At 63.6% G+C, this 19506-nt stretch carries 12 protein-coding genes; 8 read left to right on the forward strand and 4 right to left on the reverse strand.

Annotation, left to right across the window (positions count from 1 at the left end):
* Positions 1-599 precede the first annotated feature (599 nt).
* From HDG37_RS05585 to HDG37_RS05620, 8 genes are all read left to right on the forward strand, one after another.
* Positions 600-1181 (forward strand): TagK domain-containing protein, encoded by a 582-nt coding sequence (locus tag HDG37_RS05585; RefSeq protein ID WP_260332758.1) that lies wholly within the window; start codon positions 600-602, stop codon positions 1179-1181.
* The gene (locus HDG37_RS05590; RefSeq protein ID WP_184045088.1) at positions 1165-2001 is read left to right on the forward strand and encodes a type VI secretion system accessory protein TagJ; all 837 of its coding nucleotides are present in this window, start codon (positions 1165-1167) and stop codon (positions 1999-2001) included. Before HDG37_RS05585 ends, HDG37_RS05590 begins: the two co-directional genes overlap by 17 nt.
* The gene (tssE, locus tag HDG37_RS05595; protein ID WP_184045090.1) at positions 1998-2516 is read left to right on the forward strand and encodes a type VI secretion system baseplate subunit TssE; all 519 of its coding nucleotides are present in this window, start codon (positions 1998-2000) and stop codon (positions 2514-2516) included. The genes HDG37_RS05590 and tssE overlap by 4 nt, the downstream gene beginning before the upstream one ends.
* Position 2517: 1 nt before the next feature.
* On the forward strand, positions 2518-4398 hold the full coding sequence (gene tssF / locus HDG37_RS05600; RefSeq protein ID WP_184045092.1) for a type VI secretion system baseplate subunit TssF: 1881 nt from the start codon (positions 2518-2520) through the stop codon (positions 4396-4398).
* 2 nt (positions 4399-4400) lie between these two features.
* The gene (gene tssG / locus HDG37_RS05605) at positions 4401-5468 is read left to right on the forward strand and encodes a type VI secretion system baseplate subunit TssG (RefSeq protein WP_090811834.1); all 1068 of its coding nucleotides are present in this window, start codon (positions 4401-4403) and stop codon (positions 5466-5468) included.
* Positions 5465-6538, forward strand: coding sequence for an ImpA family type VI secretion system protein (locus HDG37_RS05610; protein ID WP_184045094.1), 1074 nt, complete (start codon positions 5465-5467; stop codon positions 6536-6538). The genes tssG and HDG37_RS05610 overlap by 4 nt, the downstream gene beginning before the upstream one ends.
* Before the next feature lie 72 nt (positions 6539-6610).
* On the forward strand, positions 6611-7627 hold the full coding sequence (locus tag HDG37_RS05615; RefSeq protein WP_184045096.1) for a fimbrial protein: 1017 nt from the start codon (positions 6611-6613) through the stop codon (positions 7625-7627).
* Between the two features lie 41 nt (positions 7628-7668).
* Complete coding sequence (locus HDG37_RS05620) at positions 7669-9072, forward strand: GlcNAc-transferase family protein (protein WP_184045294.1); 1404 nt, start codon at positions 7669-7671, stop codon at positions 9070-9072.
* On the opposite strand, the gene HDG37_RS05625 is transcribed toward HDG37_RS05620, so the two are convergent.
* The 4 genes from HDG37_RS05625 to tssM all read right to left on the reverse strand — a co-directional run bounded on the left by HDG37_RS05625 (position 8977) and on the right by tssM (position 19497).
* Positions 8977-12411 (reverse strand): RHS repeat-associated core domain-containing protein, encoded by a 3435-nt coding sequence (locus HDG37_RS05625; protein ID WP_184045098.1) that lies wholly within the window; start codon positions 12409-12411, stop codon positions 8977-8979. The genes HDG37_RS05620 and HDG37_RS05625 overlap by 96 nt on opposite strands.
* Positions 12412-12427: 16 nt before the next feature.
* Entirely contained in the window at positions 12428-12694 is a 267-nt protein-coding gene (locus HDG37_RS05630; RefSeq protein WP_090810707.1) for a PAAR domain-containing protein, read from the reverse strand.
* An 89-nt stretch (positions 12695-12783) separates the two neighbouring features.
* Complete coding sequence (locus tag HDG37_RS05635) at positions 12784-15498, reverse strand: type VI secretion system Vgr family protein (protein ID WP_184045100.1); 2715 nt, start codon at positions 15496-15498, stop codon at positions 12784-12786.
* A 33-nt stretch (positions 15499-15531) separates the two neighbouring features.
* On the reverse strand, positions 15532-19497 hold the full coding sequence (tssM, locus tag HDG37_RS05640) for a type VI secretion system membrane subunit TssM (protein ID WP_184045102.1): 3966 nt from the start codon (positions 19495-19497) through the stop codon (positions 15532-15534).
* Between the last annotated feature and the right edge of the window lie 9 nt (positions 19498-19506).

Consider the following 19506-nt stretch of genomic DNA (forward strand, 5'->3'; position numbering starts at 1 on the left):
GGCATCCCGCGCTCCGCGGGCAGGTATCCGAAACAGCGCGCCGGCCAGACTGATCGAGCGACAAAGGATAGCCGGTCGATCGCTGCGTGTATTTGGGCCGTCGCCCATATTCCGCTCGAGGAGCGCGAAGTAGCATTCATATCTTCCACGCGCCAACCCACATTTTCAGTTGGTGATCCTTTTATTTCTGCGGCGAGAGAGTTTTTACAAATGCGCGCTTTCCAGGCAAATCTCATTCGCCGTTGCATACCGGTCAGGCCATGACTGGATATCACGCACGCTGGGACCATTCGCCCTTCGAGGCAAGCGCGCTCAGGACCTTCGCACGAACGATCCAGTCTTTCCGGCTCGCTCCAACCGTTTCGCGAATCGATCTGTCGGAAATGAGTGAGGCAAGGCAGCGGGCCGTCGCACGCGAGAACAGTCACGCCGGCGTGGAGTGTTCTCCTCGCGCTAGACCGAGCGCGCATACCGACCTTCAGCCTATGCCCGATCTATTACGGAACCCGCCTCTCGAAATAGCGAATACGTCTGGAGACTTTGTCCAGGCACCACCGTCGAGCGTGAATTCTGCCGCGGACCGGATCGAGCCCGTGCTCATGCAGCCGGACGACTTCAGCGACCTGATCGCACTAGCCGACGAGGACGATAACGATCCGCTGCAGTTGCGGCGCGAACCGAATCCAGCGGAACCCGGCGCACACGACGGCATGGCAAAGCTTCTGGCAGCCGACATCGACGAAGCGGACCCGCTCGCCGCGCTCACGCTGGAATATCGTCACGCGCTGTTGAGCCAGGAGAGCGGCAACGCGCACGAGCCCAAGGCGTCGGCCGAAGATCACGGCGAGTCGATCATCGGCTCACCTCACGATCCGTTCGCCGAGCTTGTCGATCCGTCGCGTGCTGAAGCGTCGGTGTTCGACCTGCTGACGAAGGGGAAGAACATCGACACCCTGCTCGATAGCCTCGACTCGTTCAGTGCCGAGCAGATTTTCGAGGCGGACCAAATGCACGAGATCCTCGCGCTGCTCGCGCCGCGCGGAATTCCCGCGCACCGTGCCAGCAGAACCGCGCAGCTTGCGCGCGAAGAACATCACATGATCAGTATGGACAGCCACATCGCCATGCCTGAATCGATCGAATACGAAGAGCCTGAATTTTCAGATGAAAATAACCGCTGACCTGCCCAAGTCGGACACGCCAACACTTCGCAGCCTGCTCGACGCGCAGACTTACTGCGAACTCAAGGAGCAAACCATCGACAACGTGCGCAAGCATCCGTCGAACGTGCGCGAACGCTGGCTGTTGTTCGAGCTGTTGTGCCTCGACGGTGAATGGAAACGCGCGTTACAACAGCTGCAAACCTGGGCCACGCTAGAGCCGGAAGGCACATCGCGAGCCCAGATGTATCGCGGGCTCATTCGCAGCGAGATGTTCCGCGCCGAGGTGTTCGCGGGTCAGCGCGCGCCGGGCGAGATCAATCCGCTGCCCGAGTGGGTGAAATCGCTGCTGCAAGCCAACGTCAAGCTGGGCGAGGGCAACCTCGCCGCCGCCGACGAACTGCGCGGCGCCGCGTTGAACGCCGCGCCGGCCACGCGCGGCGACAGCACGCAGATCGGCGCATTCGAGTGGGTGACCGATAGCGATAGCCGGCTGGGCCCCGTGTGTGAGCTGACGGTAGCGGGTGGGTATCGCTGGGTGCCGTTCGACTCGATGAAATCGCTGACACTCGGTCCGGTCACCGCGCTGGCCGACCTCGTCTGGCGCTCGGCCGTCGTGAGCCTACGCGACGCGACTATCCTGCGCGGCTACCTGCCGGTGCGCTATCCCGGCTCGGAAAGTGGTCCCGCCGCCACCCGGCTCTCGCGCGAAACAACCTGGAAAGACGTAGGGGAAACCGGCGTGATCGCGCTCGGCCAGAAAACCTGGAGCACCGACAAGGGCGACGTCGGCCTGCTCGACATCGGCGAATGCCGGTTCAATCACGACGAGCACGTATGACCACCTCCGACGCGCGACACCGGCAAGCCTACATGCCGTCGCTGATCGACCGCCTGCTCGACGATGCGCCCGCGCGGCGCAGCGAGCGGCCGGAGGCCTATGCGCCCAACAGCGAAGGCATGCGCCGCATCATCCAGCGTGATCTCGGCCTGCTGCTCAACACGACGAACCTGGACGACGAAATGGACATCGCGCGCTACCCCATGCTAGCCGCGTCGGTCGTCAATTACGGCATTCCCGCGTTGTCCGGCAGCTACCTCACCAGTCGCAACTGGGAAACCGTCGAGAAGATGGTCCGCAACGCGATCGTTCGCTTCGAGCCGCGGCTAATTCCGGAGTCGCTGCGCATCCGGCCGCTCAATAGCAGGAACCCGGTACGCTACAACCAGCTCGAGTTCGAGATTCATGGCCTCATGCGCTGGTCGCCCTATCCACTGGAATTTCGCATCCAGAGTGCATTCGACATCGAAATGAATCACGTCACGTTCGAGCTGGGCTCCGGCAAGGGAAGTTGACATGGACCCACGATTTCTCGACTACTACAGCCGCGAACTGACCTACATGCGGGAAATGGCCGGCGAGTTCGCCGCCCAGCACCCGAAAATCGCGCGCCGCCTTGGCATGGAGGGCATCGACGTTGCCGACCCCTACGTGGAGCGGCTCATCGAGGCGTTTTGCTTCATGTCGGCGCGCACGCAGATCAAACTCGACGCCGAATTTCCGCGCTTTACGCAGCGCCTGCTCGAAGTGGTCTATCCGAACTACGTCGCGCCGACGCCGTCGATCGCCGTCGCGCAGTTGCGTCCGAGCCTGCGCGAAGGCGATTTCACGAGAGGGCTGAAGGTGCCCCGGCAAAGCATGCTGCGCTCGGCGATCCCGCCCGGCGAGCAAACCGCGTGCGAATTCCGCAGCAGCCAGGACGTCACGCTATGGCCTATCGAGATCGCTGAAGCCCGGCTCAGCGCCGTGCCGCCGGATATCCCCGACACCGATCGCCATCTGTTGCCGCACTTGCAATTGCGCGGCGCGTTACGGCTGCGCCTGCGCACAACAGGCGAAGTGAAGTTCAACCAGCTGACAGACTTCGACCGGCTGCCCATTTACATCGGTGGCGACGAACGTATCGCTTCGCATCTGTTCGAGCTGATCCACGCCGGTAGCGTCGCCTCCGTCGTGCGCGCGTACGGCGCGTCGAGAGACGAAGGGCACGTGGTCGCGAAAACACCGGTCGAATTTGAAGGTCTGCAAGCGCAACAGGGTCTGCTGCCGCTCACGTGGAATACGTTTCACGGCCACAACCTGCTTCAGGAATACTTCGCATGCCGCCAGCGCTTCTATTTCTTTGCGCTGACGCAGCTCGCGGCGGGTCTCGCGCGCGTGGACAGCAAGGAGGCCGAGGTCGTGCTGCTGCTCGACCGCCTGCCGGAAGAGCTGGCCGCGCACGTCGACGCAGCGCGTTTCCTGCTGTTCTGTACGCCGGTCATCAACCTGTTTCGCAAGCGTACCGACCGCGTCGAAATCAATCGCGCGCAAACCGATTTTCATCTGCTCGCCGACCGCACCCGGCCGCTCGACTACGAGATTTTTTCGGTGTCGCGCGTATTCGGTCAGCGCGCGCAAACATCGCTCGAAGTCGAGTTCAATCCGCTTTATCAGACGCTGCATAGCGACGTGGGCAACCACGGCCGCTATTTTTCGGTGCGCCGTGAGCAGCGCGCGCTGTCGGCCAATGCACGCAAGTACGGCACCCGTACGCCGTATATCGGGACCGAGGTCTACGTGTCGCTCGTCGATCAGGCGGAGGCGCCGTACGCTGACGACATCCGCTACCTGTCGGTCGAAGCGTGGGTCACGAACCGTGACCTGCCGCGCCTGATCCCGCGTAACGGCAAAACCGACCTCACGATGTCGGACTCCGTGCCGATCGAGGGCGTGCGCCTCGTGCATGCACCGAGCGCGCCGCGCGCGCCGTACGCGAGCGGTGAAACGGCGTGGCGTCTGATCAGGCAGCTGAGCTTCAACTACATGCCGCTCGCCGAACTCGACCACGGCGACGGCGGCCAGGCGCTGCGCAACATGCTCGGCCTCTTCATCGCCCCAGGCGAGCGCGAACAGGCACGGCAGATCGAGGCACTCGTCGGCGCACGCACTGAACCGGTGGTCCGGCGTCTGCCGGGCGACGGACTACTCGTGTATGGGCGAGGCGTGCGCTGCGAACTGACGGTCGACGAAACCGGCTTCTCAGGCATCAGCCCGTATCTGCTCGGCCTCGTGCTCGAGCATTACCTCGCGCGCCACGTCTCGATCAACGTGTTCACCGAAACCGAACTTCGTTCGATGCAACGTGGCCTGATCACCCAATGGCGGCCGCGCATGGGCGGACGCGGAGCGGTATGAGCATGGATGGGGCAATGGCGAGCGCCGTCGCGCCAACGCGATCATCGCTCGATCCGCAATCGCTCGACGCGTGGTTCGATCCGGACACGCCGTGGCAGTCCGGCTTCCTGAGCCTGCTGCGGGCTATCGCCGCGCGCGACCCGCTGATGCCGTTGCCGGGCACCGCGAGTCTGCCGCAAGAAGAGCCGTTCCGGATCGGTCAGCAACCCACTCTGGCGTTTGCGCCACGCGAAATCGCGTCGCTCGGCATGCGAGACGGTCGCCTCGACGTGCGGCTGTTCGGGCTCGGCCTGTGGGGGCCGCAGGGGCCGCTGCCGCTGCATATGACGGAGCTGGCTCACAGCCGTGTGGAAAGCCACCAGGATCATGCGCTCGTCGGGCTGGTCGATCTGTTCCATCACCGCGCGCTGTCGCAGTTTTATCGCGCGTGGGCATCGGGGCAAGCCACCGCGTCGCTCGACCGTGCCGGCGACGAAACGTTTTCGTTCTACGTCGCCAGTCTGATCGGCGTCGACCCGGCCGAGGCGGAGCAGTCCTGTCTGCCCACGCACTCGCGCTACAGCGCGGCGGCGCACCTCGTGCGCGAGGCGCGGACTCCGCACGGCATCGCGGCGACGCTCTCGCATTACTTCGGTGTTCCGATGACGATCGAAGAATTCGTGCCGCACTGGATCCATCTGTGCGCATCGGAACATACGAGGCTCGGGGTGCCGGGGCCCGCGGCGATCATCGGTGAATGCGCCCAGCTCGGCGAGGCAATTCCCGACCGGCAACACAAGTTCCGGCTCGTCGTGGGTCCGCTCGACCTCGATCAGTATTTGCGCCTCACGCCGCACGGCGAGGACTTGCCGACGTTCGTCGAATGGGTGCGAGCCTTCGTCGGCCACGAATACGCGTGGGAGGTCAAGCTGCTCGTCAACCCCCGCGCGGCGCCACCCGCCTGCATCGGCACGTCGCAGAGACTCGGCTACTCGACGTGGCTCGGTGATTCCCTCGACGACCTGCCGGTCGTCGGCATGGTTTTCGAACCTGAACAGTACAACGACCGACCCCGGAGTTCCCTCGCATGAACGCCAACACTCCCGCCGTCGTGCTGCGCTACACCGATCTGCTCGAACCGGTCTCCGCACACGCGCCTTGCGGTCCCGATCTCGAATACGATCCGGCCTTCGTGATGCTGCAGGCGGCCGCGGCCCCACGCGCCGAAGCGCAGTACGGCGACTTCGTCGACGTGCCGCCAACGGCCAATTGGGCCGACATTGAACGCGACTGCCGCGCGCTGCTGCTGCGGACAAAAGACATCCGCCTCGCGGTGATCCTGCTGCGTTGCCGAACCCGGCTCGACGGCGCGGCTGGCCTGCGCGACGGACTGGCTTTGCTGATGGCGATGCTCGAATGCTATGGCGAAGCGCTTCACCCGCTGCCCGTGTTCGAAGGCGAGCGAGACCCGGCGATGTTCGCCAACGCGATCGGTGGACTCGTCGAACCGGATGGCACGCTGGCCGATGCGCGCGACATCCCGATGCCGAGGGCCGCGGGGCTTCAACTGCATTTGCGCGATATCGAAAAATCATTCGCGACGCCGCGCCAGAAGGACGCGCTCGCCCCTGAATCCGTCGCCCGGTTGCTAAAGGAATTGTGGGGCCGACGCGACGCGGCAATGGCCGCACTGGTCGAAGCGCAGTGCCTGACGCAGCGCATTGCCGCTTGGTGCGACGAGATGCTCGACGCCGACGCGCCCGATCTCGGCGCGCTGTCCCGAGCGCTGGAGCCATTCGCGCAGCATCGGGTGGGCGGCGGCGGGTCCGCGCCAGCGCCCGCCCGAGCCGTCAACGAGCGGGACAACAAGCAGGACAACGACAGCGTGCGTGGATCGGCGTCGGCGATCGTGGCTACGGCGACCCTACCGCAGTCCGATGCGCCGGCCGATCTGCCAATCACTGCGCCTTCTCCAATGGATCGCTGGAGCGCGCTCGCAGCCATTCAGGAAACACGCATGTGGTTCGAGCAAAACGAACCGAGCAGTCCTGTCATTGTTTTGCTGCGCCAATCGGAACGAATGGTGGGCAAACGGTTTTCAGAACTCGCCCATATCATTCCCGCCGATTTACTCGCTAAATGGGACGTAGCCGACAGTTGAGGCGACGCGCGCGCATGTGCGACTTTCCCCGCTGTCAGCCCATTCAGTCCGCCGCTCAACCAACAACTTCCAATGAAAAGACTCATTCATTTTCTTATCCTGGTTTGCTTCGCAATACCCCATTTCGCGTTCGCCACCTGCACCCAGTTGAAGCCTTCGCAAGTTTCCGAACTGCTGTCTCAAGGCTACATCGCGGGACAACCATTAGCGGTCAACATACCGTTCCTGGAAAGCTCGGTATCGATCGATCCGGCGTTACCGGTCGGCTCGGTGATCGCCACGGGCTTGTCGCCGGCGTACGCGACCTATGCGAACTTCGCGGACTGCACCAACGGGGGCACGGTATCAATACAGTATTCCAACGCAACGCCGTCCGTTGTATTGGGGGCTACCGTCTATAACACGAACGTCCCAGGCATCGGCTTTCGTTTGACCTATCTTCGTGCAACCGGCGTGAACTCGCCACTTCCGTTTACGCCGTCCTTTCCCGCGGGCGAACCCGATCAGGTGATCTATGGGCGCTTCGGCATTGGCTCGCAATTCGAGATCGAACTGGTCAAAACCGGCGACATCGCAAGCAACGTCAACGTGATACTCAACACCGTGGGAGCCGGCGTCGCCGAGGGTGACGGCAATCGGGTCGTGACCATCACGGGCGGCAGCATCAACGTCAAGGTTCTTCCAAGTTGCTCGGTCAATACCAGCACTCTGAACATCGATTTCGGCACGTTCGGCCCAAGCGATGTGTCGACCACAAGCGGGCCAACCCAGCCAGTCGACTTTACGGTGCTCTGCACCGGGCCCACGCCACCGGCTTCGATTACTGCCGTACTTTCCGGAACCCCCGATACAGAAGATAGCAGCATGTTGAAGAACACCGGCGCGACGCATCTCGCGATTCGTTTGCGGGATGTTTCAACCAACACAATCTTCAGGCCCAACGATCCGACGAGCACCCTCGTCCACACACCGCAGGGCGCGATGCAATCGCCGTTTGCACTCGAGGCGACGGTGCTGCGCGTCGGAACTGCAACGCCGAGCGCAGGCAGGATCCAGGCAACCGCAACAGTCACGATGACCATTCTTTGAATCGACTATTCAACGACGAAGGTCCACCAGAATCAACGCGCATGACCCAGTTATCCGTCACACCGCCGAACTCGATCTTCGTGCAAATCGCGAGTTATCGCGACCCGCAGTTGATTCCCACCCTGCTGGATTTGATCCAGAAAGCTAGAAAACCTGATCTACTACGGATCATCGTCTGCTGGCAGCATGCGCACGACGAGACGATGATCCAATTCTGGCAGCAAGGCTTTGGCAATTGGCGAACCGAGCAGACCGACAGTTGGACCATCCAACATCTCAGTCATCGTGAAGCGAAAATCGAATTGATCGACGTGCCCCACATGATGACGCAGGGCGCATGCTGGGCTCGCAATCTGGTCCAACAGCGATACGGCGGCGAGCGCTACACGCTGCAACTCGATTCGCACCACCGCTTCGTCGACGCATGGGACACGCTCGCAATCGAGATGCTGGAGTCTTTACGCGAGGCAAGTCCGAAACCCGTGCTGACCGCCTACCTTCCGATGTACGACCCCGAGAACGGCGACGCTCGATCCAGCGACGAGCCGGGGATATTGGCCTTTGGAAGGTTCTCCAGGGAAGGGGTGGTCCTGTTTCGCTCGAAGACACTCTCCGACTGGAGAACGCGCATTCGCCCGGTCCGTTCGCGCTTCTTCAGCGCGCACTTCGCATTTGCCGACGGTCACTTTGCCCAGGCGGTCCAGCACGATCCTGACTATTTCTTTCACGGCGAGGAAATTTCGCTTGCCGTCCGTGCGTTCACCCACGGCTATGATCTGTACAGTCCGCACAGGCTGATCGGTTGGCACGAATATCTGCGCTCATACCGCGTCAAGATGTGGAACGACCACAATCACGAGGCCAAGGAACGGGGCGAAATCGACGAGCCCTGGCACGAGCGCAACGAGCGCTCGTTGCAGCGCAATCGTGCTCTGCTCGGTATCGACGGAGAAACGTTGGCTGACGTTGAGTTCGGCAAGTATGGACTCGGCGCGGAACGCACGCTCGCCGATTACGAGGCCTACGCGGGCATCGGCTTCAAGTGGCGCGGTGTCCAGCAGTCGGTATTGAATGATGTTCCACCAGTCGCGGGCACGCAACGTCCCGACGAAGCGACATGGAAAGCTTCTCTGCTACGCGCAAATGACGTCCGTGTGTGCGTACATCAGAATGGATTCGACAGGCATCTGGTCACGCCCGGCGTCGAGCACGCGCTGCGGGCCGCGACGTCAGTCACCGTCGTGATTTACGGCAACGACGAGACGGTACTGCGCCGCGAGACCGTCGACGGCAGCGGTCTTTCCCGATACCGGAAAAACGGCTGGCTCGACTTCCATGTAATTTTCGAATCAGAACTTGGCCAGCTCCCGGCCTGCTACGTCGTGGAGTTGTTCGACGACGCCGGCAAGGTATTGAGCCGGGTCCGGTGCGCCATCGATGCATGACGCATCCGCGACGACGACGCACGGAAACGCCTCCGGCGTCGCGCGGCCGACAGGATTGCACCACGTCAGCGGATTCGGCGCGTAGCGATACGGACTGGCTCCGCCGTCGCCGTTGCGATCGGGGCTGATGTAGCGGCCCGCGTGAGGATCAAAAAAACGCGCACCGTTGTAGTACAGCGTAATTTCATCGTCCGCGAATTGGCCGGCATAACGAAGCGGCTGCGCAAACGCGTCGCTGCCTGGCCACTCCGGCGTCACGAGACTGCCCCACGCCCGGTAACGCCCGCGCCATGCCACCTGGCCGGTCTCATCCGTGAGCGCGACGGCCGTACCGGCGACGTCAGTGTGATAGTGATAGACCTGCGTGTTCTTGATCGCGCCATCATCGGTGAGGGTCTGGTCCACGCAAGCGAGCGGCGCGAAGCCGGTTGAGCGGTCGGGCTCGGGTTGATACAGGTATGTGCGCAGTTCCATCGCGCGCTGCTGCTGGATCAGTCTGTGTCCTTGCCACAAATAGCGCGTGAGCTCGTCCTGTTCCGGCGTCGATGACTGCTGCGCGCGCCGTGACGAAGCGGGTTCGACACGCCTGCCGATACGCCGACCGATTGGGTCGTACTGATAGCGCACGGTATAGCCCTTGCGATGCGCGGCGATGACGTGCCCCTCCGCATCCCAATCGAGCGATAGCGTATGGTTGCGGCCACGCCTACGCACCAATTGCCCCCACACATCATAGTCATAACGATGTCCGCGGCACTCCCGTAACCGGTGGTCCGGATACACGGCCGGGAACCAGCTGCCGCCAGGCGTATCGAGCAGATTGCCAGCGGCGTCCCACGTGAAATACTCGATGTCCCCCTTCTCCGACACCGAGCGCAACAGACAGCCACGCCGGTCGTAGTCGTACCACGTCTGACCGTCGGCCTCGGCGCCCGTCCTGACGATCACGTCAGCGAGACTGTAATCGGCTTCGCGCCACAACCCGGCGACAGGTTCTGTCGCGCAGCCCGGCGTATCCACGTCGCGCCCCGTCACCGAGCGCCACCACACCGGCAAGCCGAGCGGCGAATAGCCCGTATGCGTGCGCAAACGGCCTTGCGTGCGCGCAATCGGACGCCTCATCGCGTCATACCAGAAGCGCGCAATCTGTCGATCGTCCAGTTCGACGAACGCGACAGCGCCAGTTTCGAAGCGGCGCATACGCAACTCCTGTCCCTGTGGCAGCTGAATCGCGACAAGGCGGCCAACGACGTCGTACGTGTAGCGCAGTGTGCCGTTTGCGCCGTGCTCGGCGATCAGGCGGTCACCGGCGTCGTGTTCGAAGCGGATCTCATCCGCTCCGATTCCGAGTAGCTCGCCTTCTCGTGTTGGCTCGCGGCTCACGCAGTCGAGCAATCCGCGCGGCCCGTAGCGATACATATAGCGGTTGTGCGCGGTCTCACGCCGGATCAGACGGCCCGCGCGGTCGTAGTCGAACGTTTCGCGACGCTGTTGCGCGCCCGCCTTCCACGTGAGACAACGGACCCGCCCGGTATCCGCATAGTCGAAGTTGCGTTCCACGCCATCTGCATCCGTGATCGACAGGCAACTGCTCGCATTCCACCGAAGCAACTGCACCGCGCCGTTCGCGCTTTCGATTCGAACCGGACGCCCATGCGCATCGTATCGACGCACGATCACGTGCCCCTCTTCGTCGACCGCGCGTACGACATTGCCGCGCCGGTCTCGATACCAGTGCCGGCTTCGGTCACTCGGGCCGACGAACGACGTCCGCTGGCCAGCCGCATTCCACACATGACGCTCGGCCTGTCCGTCCGGACGCGTGATGGTCAACGGTCGGCCGAGCCCATCGCGCTCGATTCGCGTGACCGCGCCGAGCGCGTCGGTCACACTGACGACGTAACCATTGACGTCATACTCGTAGTCCGTCGTGCTTCCGCCAACTCCGGTGCGACGTGTCACCTGCCCCCACGCGTTATGCGCGAAGGTCGTGGCGACCCCCTGCGCATCCGTCGAGCACACGACATCGCCATCGTCACCATATTCGAAACGCGTGAATTCTCCAGACGGGGTTTGATAGTGCAACGGCTGCAAGCGATCGTTGCGTGCCCACATCCACACACGGCCATCGCTCAACGCAACTGACACCGGCTCGCGTGACGCAAACGCATACTGCGTCGAGCGGGTTGCGCCCTGGAGATCCGTCTCACACGCGACGCGTCCGAGCCCGTCGTATTCGACGTGAACCACCCGCTCGCCGGGCAGTTGAATGGTGAGCGGCGCGACGGCGTCGCCGTAGTCGAACCGGTAGCGCCGGTCGTCGAAGTCTGTGTGCGACAGCACGCGGCCCTGCTCGTCGTATTGCCAATGCGCCGTGTTGCCGAAGACGTCGCTGACCTCACTGGTCCGGCTATCGAAGTCGTAGGCGAAGCGCTCACGCGCGCCTTCTGACGTGACTCGTCGAATCACGCGCGCGGCGCCGCCGATCGTCTGCCACACATAGCGTGTCGCCATTCCGAGCGCGTCTGCTTCTTCGACGATCCGCCCATCGCGGTATGCAAAGCGACGCACGATTTCGCCGACCCGGTTGCGTACCTCGGTGAGTTCGCCGCGCTGGCTATAGCCGTACTGGACCAGCGCGCCGGTGAGACCGCCGTCGACACACTCGACAGCGCTCAGACGCGCGCCCATCCGCGCTTCGTAGTGCATGCGCAGCTCGTGGCCGCAGGTCCCACGCATGCGCAGCAAGCGCCCGCCGGGATCCCAGATCAGGCCGATCCGCTGCTGACGAAGATCCTCGACGTATTTGAGCCGTGCGATTCCGTTCGCGTCGAACTCGCCGAACACGCGGTAATGCGGCGTCAGATCCGCGACGACGAGACGTCCGTCGCTCAGATGCGCGATGTGCAACTGCGCAGCCGACGCAATTACCTGCGACCCGCGCTCGGGAAACGGCACGCTGAGCGTGCTGCCGTATTCGTCGGTGTAGAGCAGTTGATCGTCCCGCTTGTGCAGCGTGACTTCCCAACTCGTGCGCCAACCGACGCCGAGCAGCCCGAGCGCGTGCTGCTCGCTCGAATAACAACGCGACCATACGAGCGGAAGACGGCCTCGCAGCCTGAAGTCGGTTTCGTCGGTAGGTAGGCAGACTTTGCTGCCGCTGATTACCTCGACCGAGCCGCACAGAATGCCCGACAGCGCACGACGCATCCGCAAGCGGTCGACGACGTCGCCGAGCCGCTCACAGCGATCGAGCAACGGTCCGACTCTGGCGAGGGGCAATACGACGCCGGGCAAGCCGACCAGCTCGCCGCCGATTCCCGCGACTCCCGTCGTCACATGGCCCCCATCGTCATCATGAACCGATGCGCACGTCTGGCGAGCCAGCGGAACACGGCGCGCCACACGAAACCTTGCCGCCAACCAATGCCGCCGGCACGTTGTTGATCAACACCGTACCCGAACCCGCGACCACAGCTTGCGAGCACGGGTGCAGCGCGCAAACGGCAGAGCTCATACCGACGAGCGCCGCAGGCAATCGATTGATGAAGACCGTCGGGGAACCCGAGACGATCGAACCGCCATGTCCGATCGCATCGCCTTTGCGAGCCGCTGGAAACATGATCGATTTTCTCCTCATGGAAACTGAACGTCCGTGCAGGGCGATGCGCGAACGCATTCGCCGTCTGCACGGTATTGCGAAATACGCTGTTACGCGTCAATGCCGGTTTCCGGCGGTGTTTCGATCGGCGGCGGCGGTTCCTCCGACGGTGCCGGCTCTTCCGACGGTGGCGGCTCCTCCGACGGTGCCGGCTCTTCCGAGGGCGGCGGTTCTTCCGACGGCGGCGGCTCTTCGGACGGCGGAGGCTCCTCCGACGGTGCCGGCGCTTCCGAGGGTGGCGGTTCCTCCGACGGCGCTGGCTCTTCCGAGGGCGGCGGCTCCTCCGACGGCGGCGGCTCTTCCGAGGGTGGCGGCTCTTCCGAGGGTGGCGGCTCTTCCGAGGGTGGCGGTTCCTCCGACGGCGCTGGCTCTTCCGAGGGCGGCGGCTCCTCCGACGGCGGCGGCTCTTCGGACGGCGGCGGTTCTTCCGACGGTGCCGGCTCTTCCGATGGCGGCGGTTCTTCCGATGGTGCTGGCTCTTCCGACGGTGCCGGCTCCTCCGATGGCGCCGGCTCCTCCGACGGCGGCGGCTCTTCCGACGGCAGTGGTTCTTCCGTCGGCAGCGGACATATCGTCGGAAGCGGCTCGTCCGATGGAGGTGGCGGAATAACTGGAACGTCCAGCGCATCGAGCACCACGACAGGAACTGGCACCGTCACTGAGCTGCCGCATTCCTTGTCACCGGGGTTAAGGTCCAGCGGCGTGCCTTGCACCACGACGCGGGTGTCACCCTGGATGCGGATCGACTTACCGATGAGCTTGATCTCGCCATCCTTGTTCATGGTCAGCGACGACTTGCCGCACACGATAGACAGCGCCCCCCCGGCCGACAGCGAATAGGCTCCGCCTACCGCGTGCGTCGACGCGCCACCAACCGTGACCGTACGTGCACCGCCCACCGTCAGAAGGGAGGCACCCCCAACCGCGGTCTCCTCCGCCCCGCCAATCGAGACAAAGTGTGCAAGACCCACGGAATAGAAGGCGACACCCTTCACCCTTACCGAGTACTTGCCGCCGACGATCGTGCTGGACGTCGCGCCGACGGTCATGCTGTGCGCCGCGGCCACGCCGATCGTGTAGTCGGCACCGACGACGTGTGACTCATTCAGCTTCGTCAGGCGGTTCATGTCCCGTTCCGCCTGCAACGTGAATTCCTCGGCACCCGCCTTGTCCTCGAAGCGGATGCTGTTGTAGTTCTGCAGGCCCCCTTCCATCGACCGGCTCATGAAACCGCTCTGCGTCGCGTTGCCTGGCAAGTCATAAGGCGGACGCGTCGCCGCGTTGTACAGGCTCCCGGTGATCAGCGGGCGATCCGGGTCGCCGTTCCAGAAGTCGACGATGACTTCCTGGCCGATGCGCGGAATGTAGATGCCACCGAAACCCTGACCGGCCCACGCCTGGCTCACACGGACCCAGCAGGAGTCGGTTTCGACGTTTTGGCCGTAACGGTCCCAGACGAAGCGGACCTTCACGCGGCCGAATTCGTCGGTCCACAGTTCCTTGCCCTCGGGACCCACGACGACAGCCGACTGCGGCCCGTTGACGACCGGCTTCGAGGTCTCCCGCGGCAGTCTGAACACTTCGCTTGTCGGTTGCGCGTCGAACTTGTTGCTGCAGGTGTATTCGTAGCCGCTACCCGATTCGTCCGGCGTACCGGTCAGGTCGAGCTTCGTACCGATGACGAGGTATTCGCAGTTCGCGACCGTATAGTCGTAGTTGGTCAACACGAACGTCTGCCCGCACGCGAGTCCCCGTACGTTACCTTCGCCTTTCGCTCGCGTACCCGGCGCGCGCAGTGCTTCCATGCGCGTACGCGCCAGCAGTTCACCGTGGCTGCTGTCGGTGTAGTCTCCCGGCCAGTCGTAGCGCTCGAGCAGGTTCCAGCTGGTGTCGCGCGGTTGCTGATTGATCGCCCGCATGTCGGCGCGCGAACGCGTGAAGTCGAAGTCGCTCGTCACGTAGTGACCGGTGCACAAGACTTCGGCCGTCGAAAACGCGCTGATGTATTCGGTGTCGGTCTTGCCGCCCTGCGGTTGGAACGCCAGCGTCCGGTATGAGGGGTTCGGCGAGTGGCGGTGCGCGCCAATGTGGTCGCACAGCACGAGCCGGTGCTTGCCGTCGGCATGCTCGAAAAACCAGTAGATGCCCCACTCTTCCATCAGGCGATGAATGAAGTGGTAATCGGTCTCGCCGTACTGGACCTGGAACGCGCGCGGTTCGTTGGTCGGACTCTCACCCTCGAGCGCATAGCGGCTCACCTCGAGGCGCTTTTCGACCGGGTACGGATAGTCCTTCAGCACCTCGTCGATGATCTCGATGACCGTCCTGTTCTGGAAAATCTTGTAGTCGGTCGTCAGGGTCGCCAGCCACAGCCACGGCTTCAGCACGACACGATAGACGTTGTAGCGGCCTTCCCGACGCAGGTATTGCGCGGCGACGACGAGTCCGGTGATTTCGCGCTGACATGCTTCGGTGTCGGCGCTCGGCTGGAGGTCGATCGCGACGGTCATTTCCTTGCCTAGCAGCGCCTTCAGGTCGAGGTTGGCACTGACGGCAAGCGGTACCGTGTAATCGTCAGGCGTGCGCAACAGCAGTTCGTACTCAAACAGCTTGCCGAGATGCTCGTCGCCGTTCAGTGACAGGAACTCCAGCGCCGGCTGCGTCTGTCCGTCCGCGGTCTGCCCCGGCCACCGCGGTATCGCCGCGCTGGATACGGTCACTGCGCGGCTTTGCACACTTATCGCGTTCAAGGGATTACTTGACATGCACTCCTCTAAATTCTCTATATCGAAAAGACCCTACAGCTCGTCGGCGGATGCGGAGCCTGACGACGCGTCCGCTCGCCTTGCCATCGCGTTTCCGCTACCGGGACAACGAAAATCGCGCAGCAACGCCGTGAGTTGCGGTCCTGACTGTCCGCCCGATGTCAGTTCGATGACCGCGTGCCGGTCGTCGAAATTGAAGTCCACGGCCGAGCGGCTCGACGACAACGTCGACGTCACGCGGCCCCGGTCGATCAGACGGAACAGCGCCCACGGACCTTCGGTCATGACGGTCGACGTGTCCGGACGCACGCGCGGATTTGCGGTGAGGCCGGCCATCGAACCGCCGCGCGGCCCCGGCCAGGTGATCGGGGACGTCGTGACCGGACCATGCGCATAGCGCAGGTTTTGCCCGTCGACGTCGATGAGCAGATCGGTAATCTCGGGGTCCAGCGACACGACCTTGAGGCCCGCGTTCCACGACATCCGGGTCGCGCCTGGATCGCGGAAAAATGTCTGACGGATCGCCGCGGCGCGCTCGAACGGTTCGAGGCCCGGTCCCTGCATGGGCGGCATGCCGGGGCTGACCGGCTTATAGCGCCATGGCCGCATGCTCGTATCGACGCGGCTGGCGAGCGTCTTGTGGAAGAAGTCGTCGAGCAGGCCGCCGGCCGCGAACACGCGATTGAAATCGTCGATGTCGACTTCCTGGGCGCTCGCGGCAAACGGATATTTGCCTTCGACAGCACGACGGCATTGCGCGCCAACGCTCGATTCGACCTGCATCGAGAGCAGGGAGCCGACATTGCGGTCCACCTTGCGCATCGACTGCGACGCGAGGCCCGCGAGCACGGCCCGAAACGGCGGCGGAAGCTTCTGCGCCTCGAGCTGCATCGTGGAGCCGAGGTCGTCCGTGGGCGGCATGCTGTTGGTGGCGAGCACGTCGCCGGCCGTCATCAATCGCGTGTACTGCTCGTTGATCAGCCCGATGACGCCGCCCAGCTGCAGCACGCCGCTGCCGCCAGGCAGCGCGCTCCCGCTATCGGCCTGGCCGGTCACGACTTCGCGCAGCGCGGCAAAGCGTCTGTCGACCAGTTCACGTTCCATCTTCTGTTGCGCGAGCTGACCGATCGTGGCGGTTGCGGCCACGGCGCTCGCTGCGCGCGCCGCCTGCGAGCGACGCATGATCACGTTGATGGCACTACCGGCGGCCGACGGCTCGTCCGCGCCATCAACGATCGACAGCGACGTCTCGCGCGCGGCCGTTCGCGCGAGTCTCGCCAGCGGCGAATCCGGCGCAGCCAGCGTACGCAGCGTCTGCAGATCGGGCGCCAGGGAGCCTTCGCTGCCGGACACCGGTCTCACGTCGTCGAGAAACTGGCTCCAGTAATTGCCATAGTCGGTCAGGTATTGGCGACGGATATCGTCGGCGAGCCTGTCCTTGCGCGGTGCGTTGCCGTTTGCCATCCGCCGCCACCGCGCCGATGCATCGGCCTCGCCCATCACCCAAGCGTCCTGTTTTCGCGCCTGCTCGAGAAAATCAGGGAGGCGCTTGTTAAAAACGGCGTGATAGCCGTCGTAGGTATAGAGACCGGGGATACCTCGCGCGAGCGTCGAACCGCCGGCCAGCATGAACACGGTAGTGGCCTGCGGACCCGCGGCGCTCAGCAGCGTGACGTTCTCGGGCGCCTCGGGAGCCATGGCGTTCATCGCACGTTCGTAGAGCCGTCCGGACGCCGGATTGCGGCCAAGGAACTCGCGCGCGCGGCGCACGAGCCGTGCATTCACCGGTCTTGCCGGCACCGCGGGCACCCCTTCCACGATCAGCGCATCGAGGTGACGCGCCATCACGTTGCGCGCGCCGAGCGATGCGACGCTGTTGGCGTGTTCCCAGTCGCCGAGCACCCATGCCTTGACCGCTTTCGCGTCGTAGTGCGAGCCATCGAACAGCATCAGGTAGACCATCAGCGTGCGATAAACGCCGTCCGCGTCCTGTACGCCGATTTGCGTATCGAGCACCGTTTCGAGCCGGCCGACGACTTGCGGCAGCAGCATCTGTTTCAGCAGATTGTTGTAAGTCTCGCCGGCGGCGACGCGGATGGCGGGCGCCGTGTAGAGCCCGTAGTGCCATGCGACACCGGGACTGTCGAGGTCCATGCCGTCGAACTGAGGCAGGTCGCGCGACGCCGACAGAAGCGTCCCCATCGTCCCGGGCTGCGGCGCCTTCCGTTGCGACAAGACCCGCGCGGCGAGCGCATTGGCCTTGCCATCGATCGCGGCGAGATACTCGCGGTTGTTGCCGAAGCTCACGACGAGCGCACCAATCAGCCACACCGCCACGACGATCGCGAGCAGATGTCCGATAAGACGCAACGCGCGGAAGCGGACTTCCCAATACAGGTTCGGCCGCACCAGATGCGCTTCGGCCAGGATCACGCGCTGAAACAGATTGCGCAAGAAATAGCCGCGATAGCCGGTAGGCGTAGCGTCGCCGGACGACGGCGAGACCGTTTTCGGCGCGGCACCGAACCAACCCGCGAGCCCGCGACGCAGCCGCTGCAAGAGCGTGGAGCTGTCGGCGGACACGGCCTCGTGAGTTTGCGCCGCGCTCGTGAAATAGACGCCGCGCAGCGTGCTGTTCAACTGCGTGTCGTCGTATTTCGAATCGAGAAACACCAGCGCGAGCAATTCATTGAGTTCCGCGCACAGGCTACGAAATTCTGACGGCAGCGCATAAAGTTTCTTGCGCAGATCGACCTCGTACACCTCTTGCAGCCTCGTGTTGACGCCGTCTTCGAGTCCCTGCTCCAGCTCACGCATTTCGGCCGCGCAGTTCAGGCGCAGTGTGTCGCGGCCTTGTTCTTCCGCCGCTTCCTGATAAGGCAGTGTGAAGCCGAAAATCTGCGCGCGGCTTTCCGCCGTCAACGACTGGAAATACTCCCCGAAGCCGGGCAGCAGATCGAGCTTCGTGACGAGCACGTAGACGGGGAATCGAATCCCCAACTGCTGGCGCAACTCGCCGAGCCGAGCGCGCATCGACGCGGCGAGCGCCTTTCGTTCGGGCGCGGGGCGCGTCAACAACTCTTCGACCGAAACGACCAGCAACGCACCGTTGATCGGCGCGCGCGGGCGCCGCTTGCGAAGCAGCCCCAGAAGGCCGTGCCACTCGGCCTCGTTCACGCTCTTCAGGTCTTCCGGATCGACGTCAACCTTCGCGGCGTCTTGCGACGCTGCGTCCTGAACCGTATAGCGGCCAGCGATGTCGATCAGCACCGCTTCGTTCGCGAACCACCAGTCGCAGTTCGCCGTTTCGACGCGGCTTCTCAGCGACGCCGCGACCATCTGATCCGCCTCCGGAAAATCCAGACCCGAGTTCAGGACCAACGTCGTCTTGCCGGCGCCTGGCGAGCCCACCACCATGTACCACGGGAGTTCGTACAGATAGCGCTGGCTTTCGAGCAGACGACGCAGCCCTGCCGGTCCGCCGCGCATGCGTTTGAGCTTGTCGATAGCCTTCGCGACGACCGCGTGAAGCGCGCGGATTTCGTCTCGTGCGACAGGGGTCGCGGCCGACTTCTTCGTGAACGGGTTCAGAACGCGCTGCAGCAGCACGTCATCGCTGCGCACTGCCCGCCACAGACGATACAGCCCATAGATCGCGTAGCAGGCAAGCAGCACCGAGATCAGCAGCACGCGGGACCATGTGGTACCGAGTGGATGCGTTTCGCCGAACGCGAGTATCGGTCCGAAATACCAGAGCGCGAGACACAGCAACGCGACGCCGATGACGCCAGGCGACCAGCCGAGCAGCCAGAACAGCAGCAGCAATAACAGCACGACGATCGACAGCGTGCGCGAGAGCACGCTCTCGAGTGGGCGGTAGTCGCCAAATGCAATCAGAGGTCCCACGAACCAGACGGCCACAGCCGTCACGAGGATCGCGGCGAGCACCAGCGTCTGGCGCGTGAGCACAAGTTTCGATAAGCGGTTCAAATAAGACATCAAGGCTTT

The organism is Paraburkholderia sp. MM5384-R2, from assembly GCF_014201025.1.
GTDB classification, from domain to species: Bacteria; Pseudomonadota; Gammaproteobacteria; order Burkholderiales; family Burkholderiaceae; genus Paraburkholderia; species Paraburkholderia tuberum.

Coding starts and splice junctions, on each gene's coding strand:
- HDG37_RS05620 (WP_184045294.1), top strand. CDS start 7,669: ATGACCCAGTTATCCGTCACACCGCCGAACTCGATCTTCGTGCAAATC.
- tssF (WP_184045092.1), top strand. CDS start 2,518: ATGGACCCACGATTTCTCGACTACTACAGCCGCGAACTGACCTACATG.
- tssG (WP_090811834.1), top strand. CDS start 4,401: ATGGATGGGGCAATGGCGAGCGCCGTCGCGCCAACGCGATCATCGCTC.
- tssM (WP_184045102.1), bottom strand. CDS start 19,497: ATGTCTTATTTGAACCGCTTATCGAAACTTGTGCTCACGCGCCAGACG.
- HDG37_RS05610 (WP_184045094.1), top strand. CDS start 5,465: ATGAACGCCAACACTCCCGCCGTCGTGCTGCGCTACACCGATCTGCTC.
- HDG37_RS05590 (WP_184045088.1), top strand. CDS start 1,165: ATGAAAATAACCGCTGACCTGCCCAAGTCGGACACGCCAACACTTCGC.
- HDG37_RS05635 (WP_184045100.1), bottom strand. CDS start 15,498: ATGTCAAGTAATCCCTTGAACGCGATAAGTGTGCAAAGCCGCGCAGTG.
- HDG37_RS05585 (WP_260332758.1), top strand. CDS start 600: ATGCAGCCGGACGACTTCAGCGACCTGATCGCACTAGCCGACGAGGAC.
- HDG37_RS05630 (WP_090810707.1), bottom strand. CDS start 12,694: ATGTTTCCAGCGGCTCGCAAAGGCGATGCGATCGGACATGGCGGTTCG.
- HDG37_RS05615 (WP_184045096.1), top strand. CDS start 6,611: ATGAAAAGACTCATTCATTTTCTTATCCTGGTTTGCTTCGCAATACCC.
- tssE (WP_184045090.1), top strand. CDS start 1,998: ATGACCACCTCCGACGCGCGACACCGGCAAGCCTACATGCCGTCGCTG.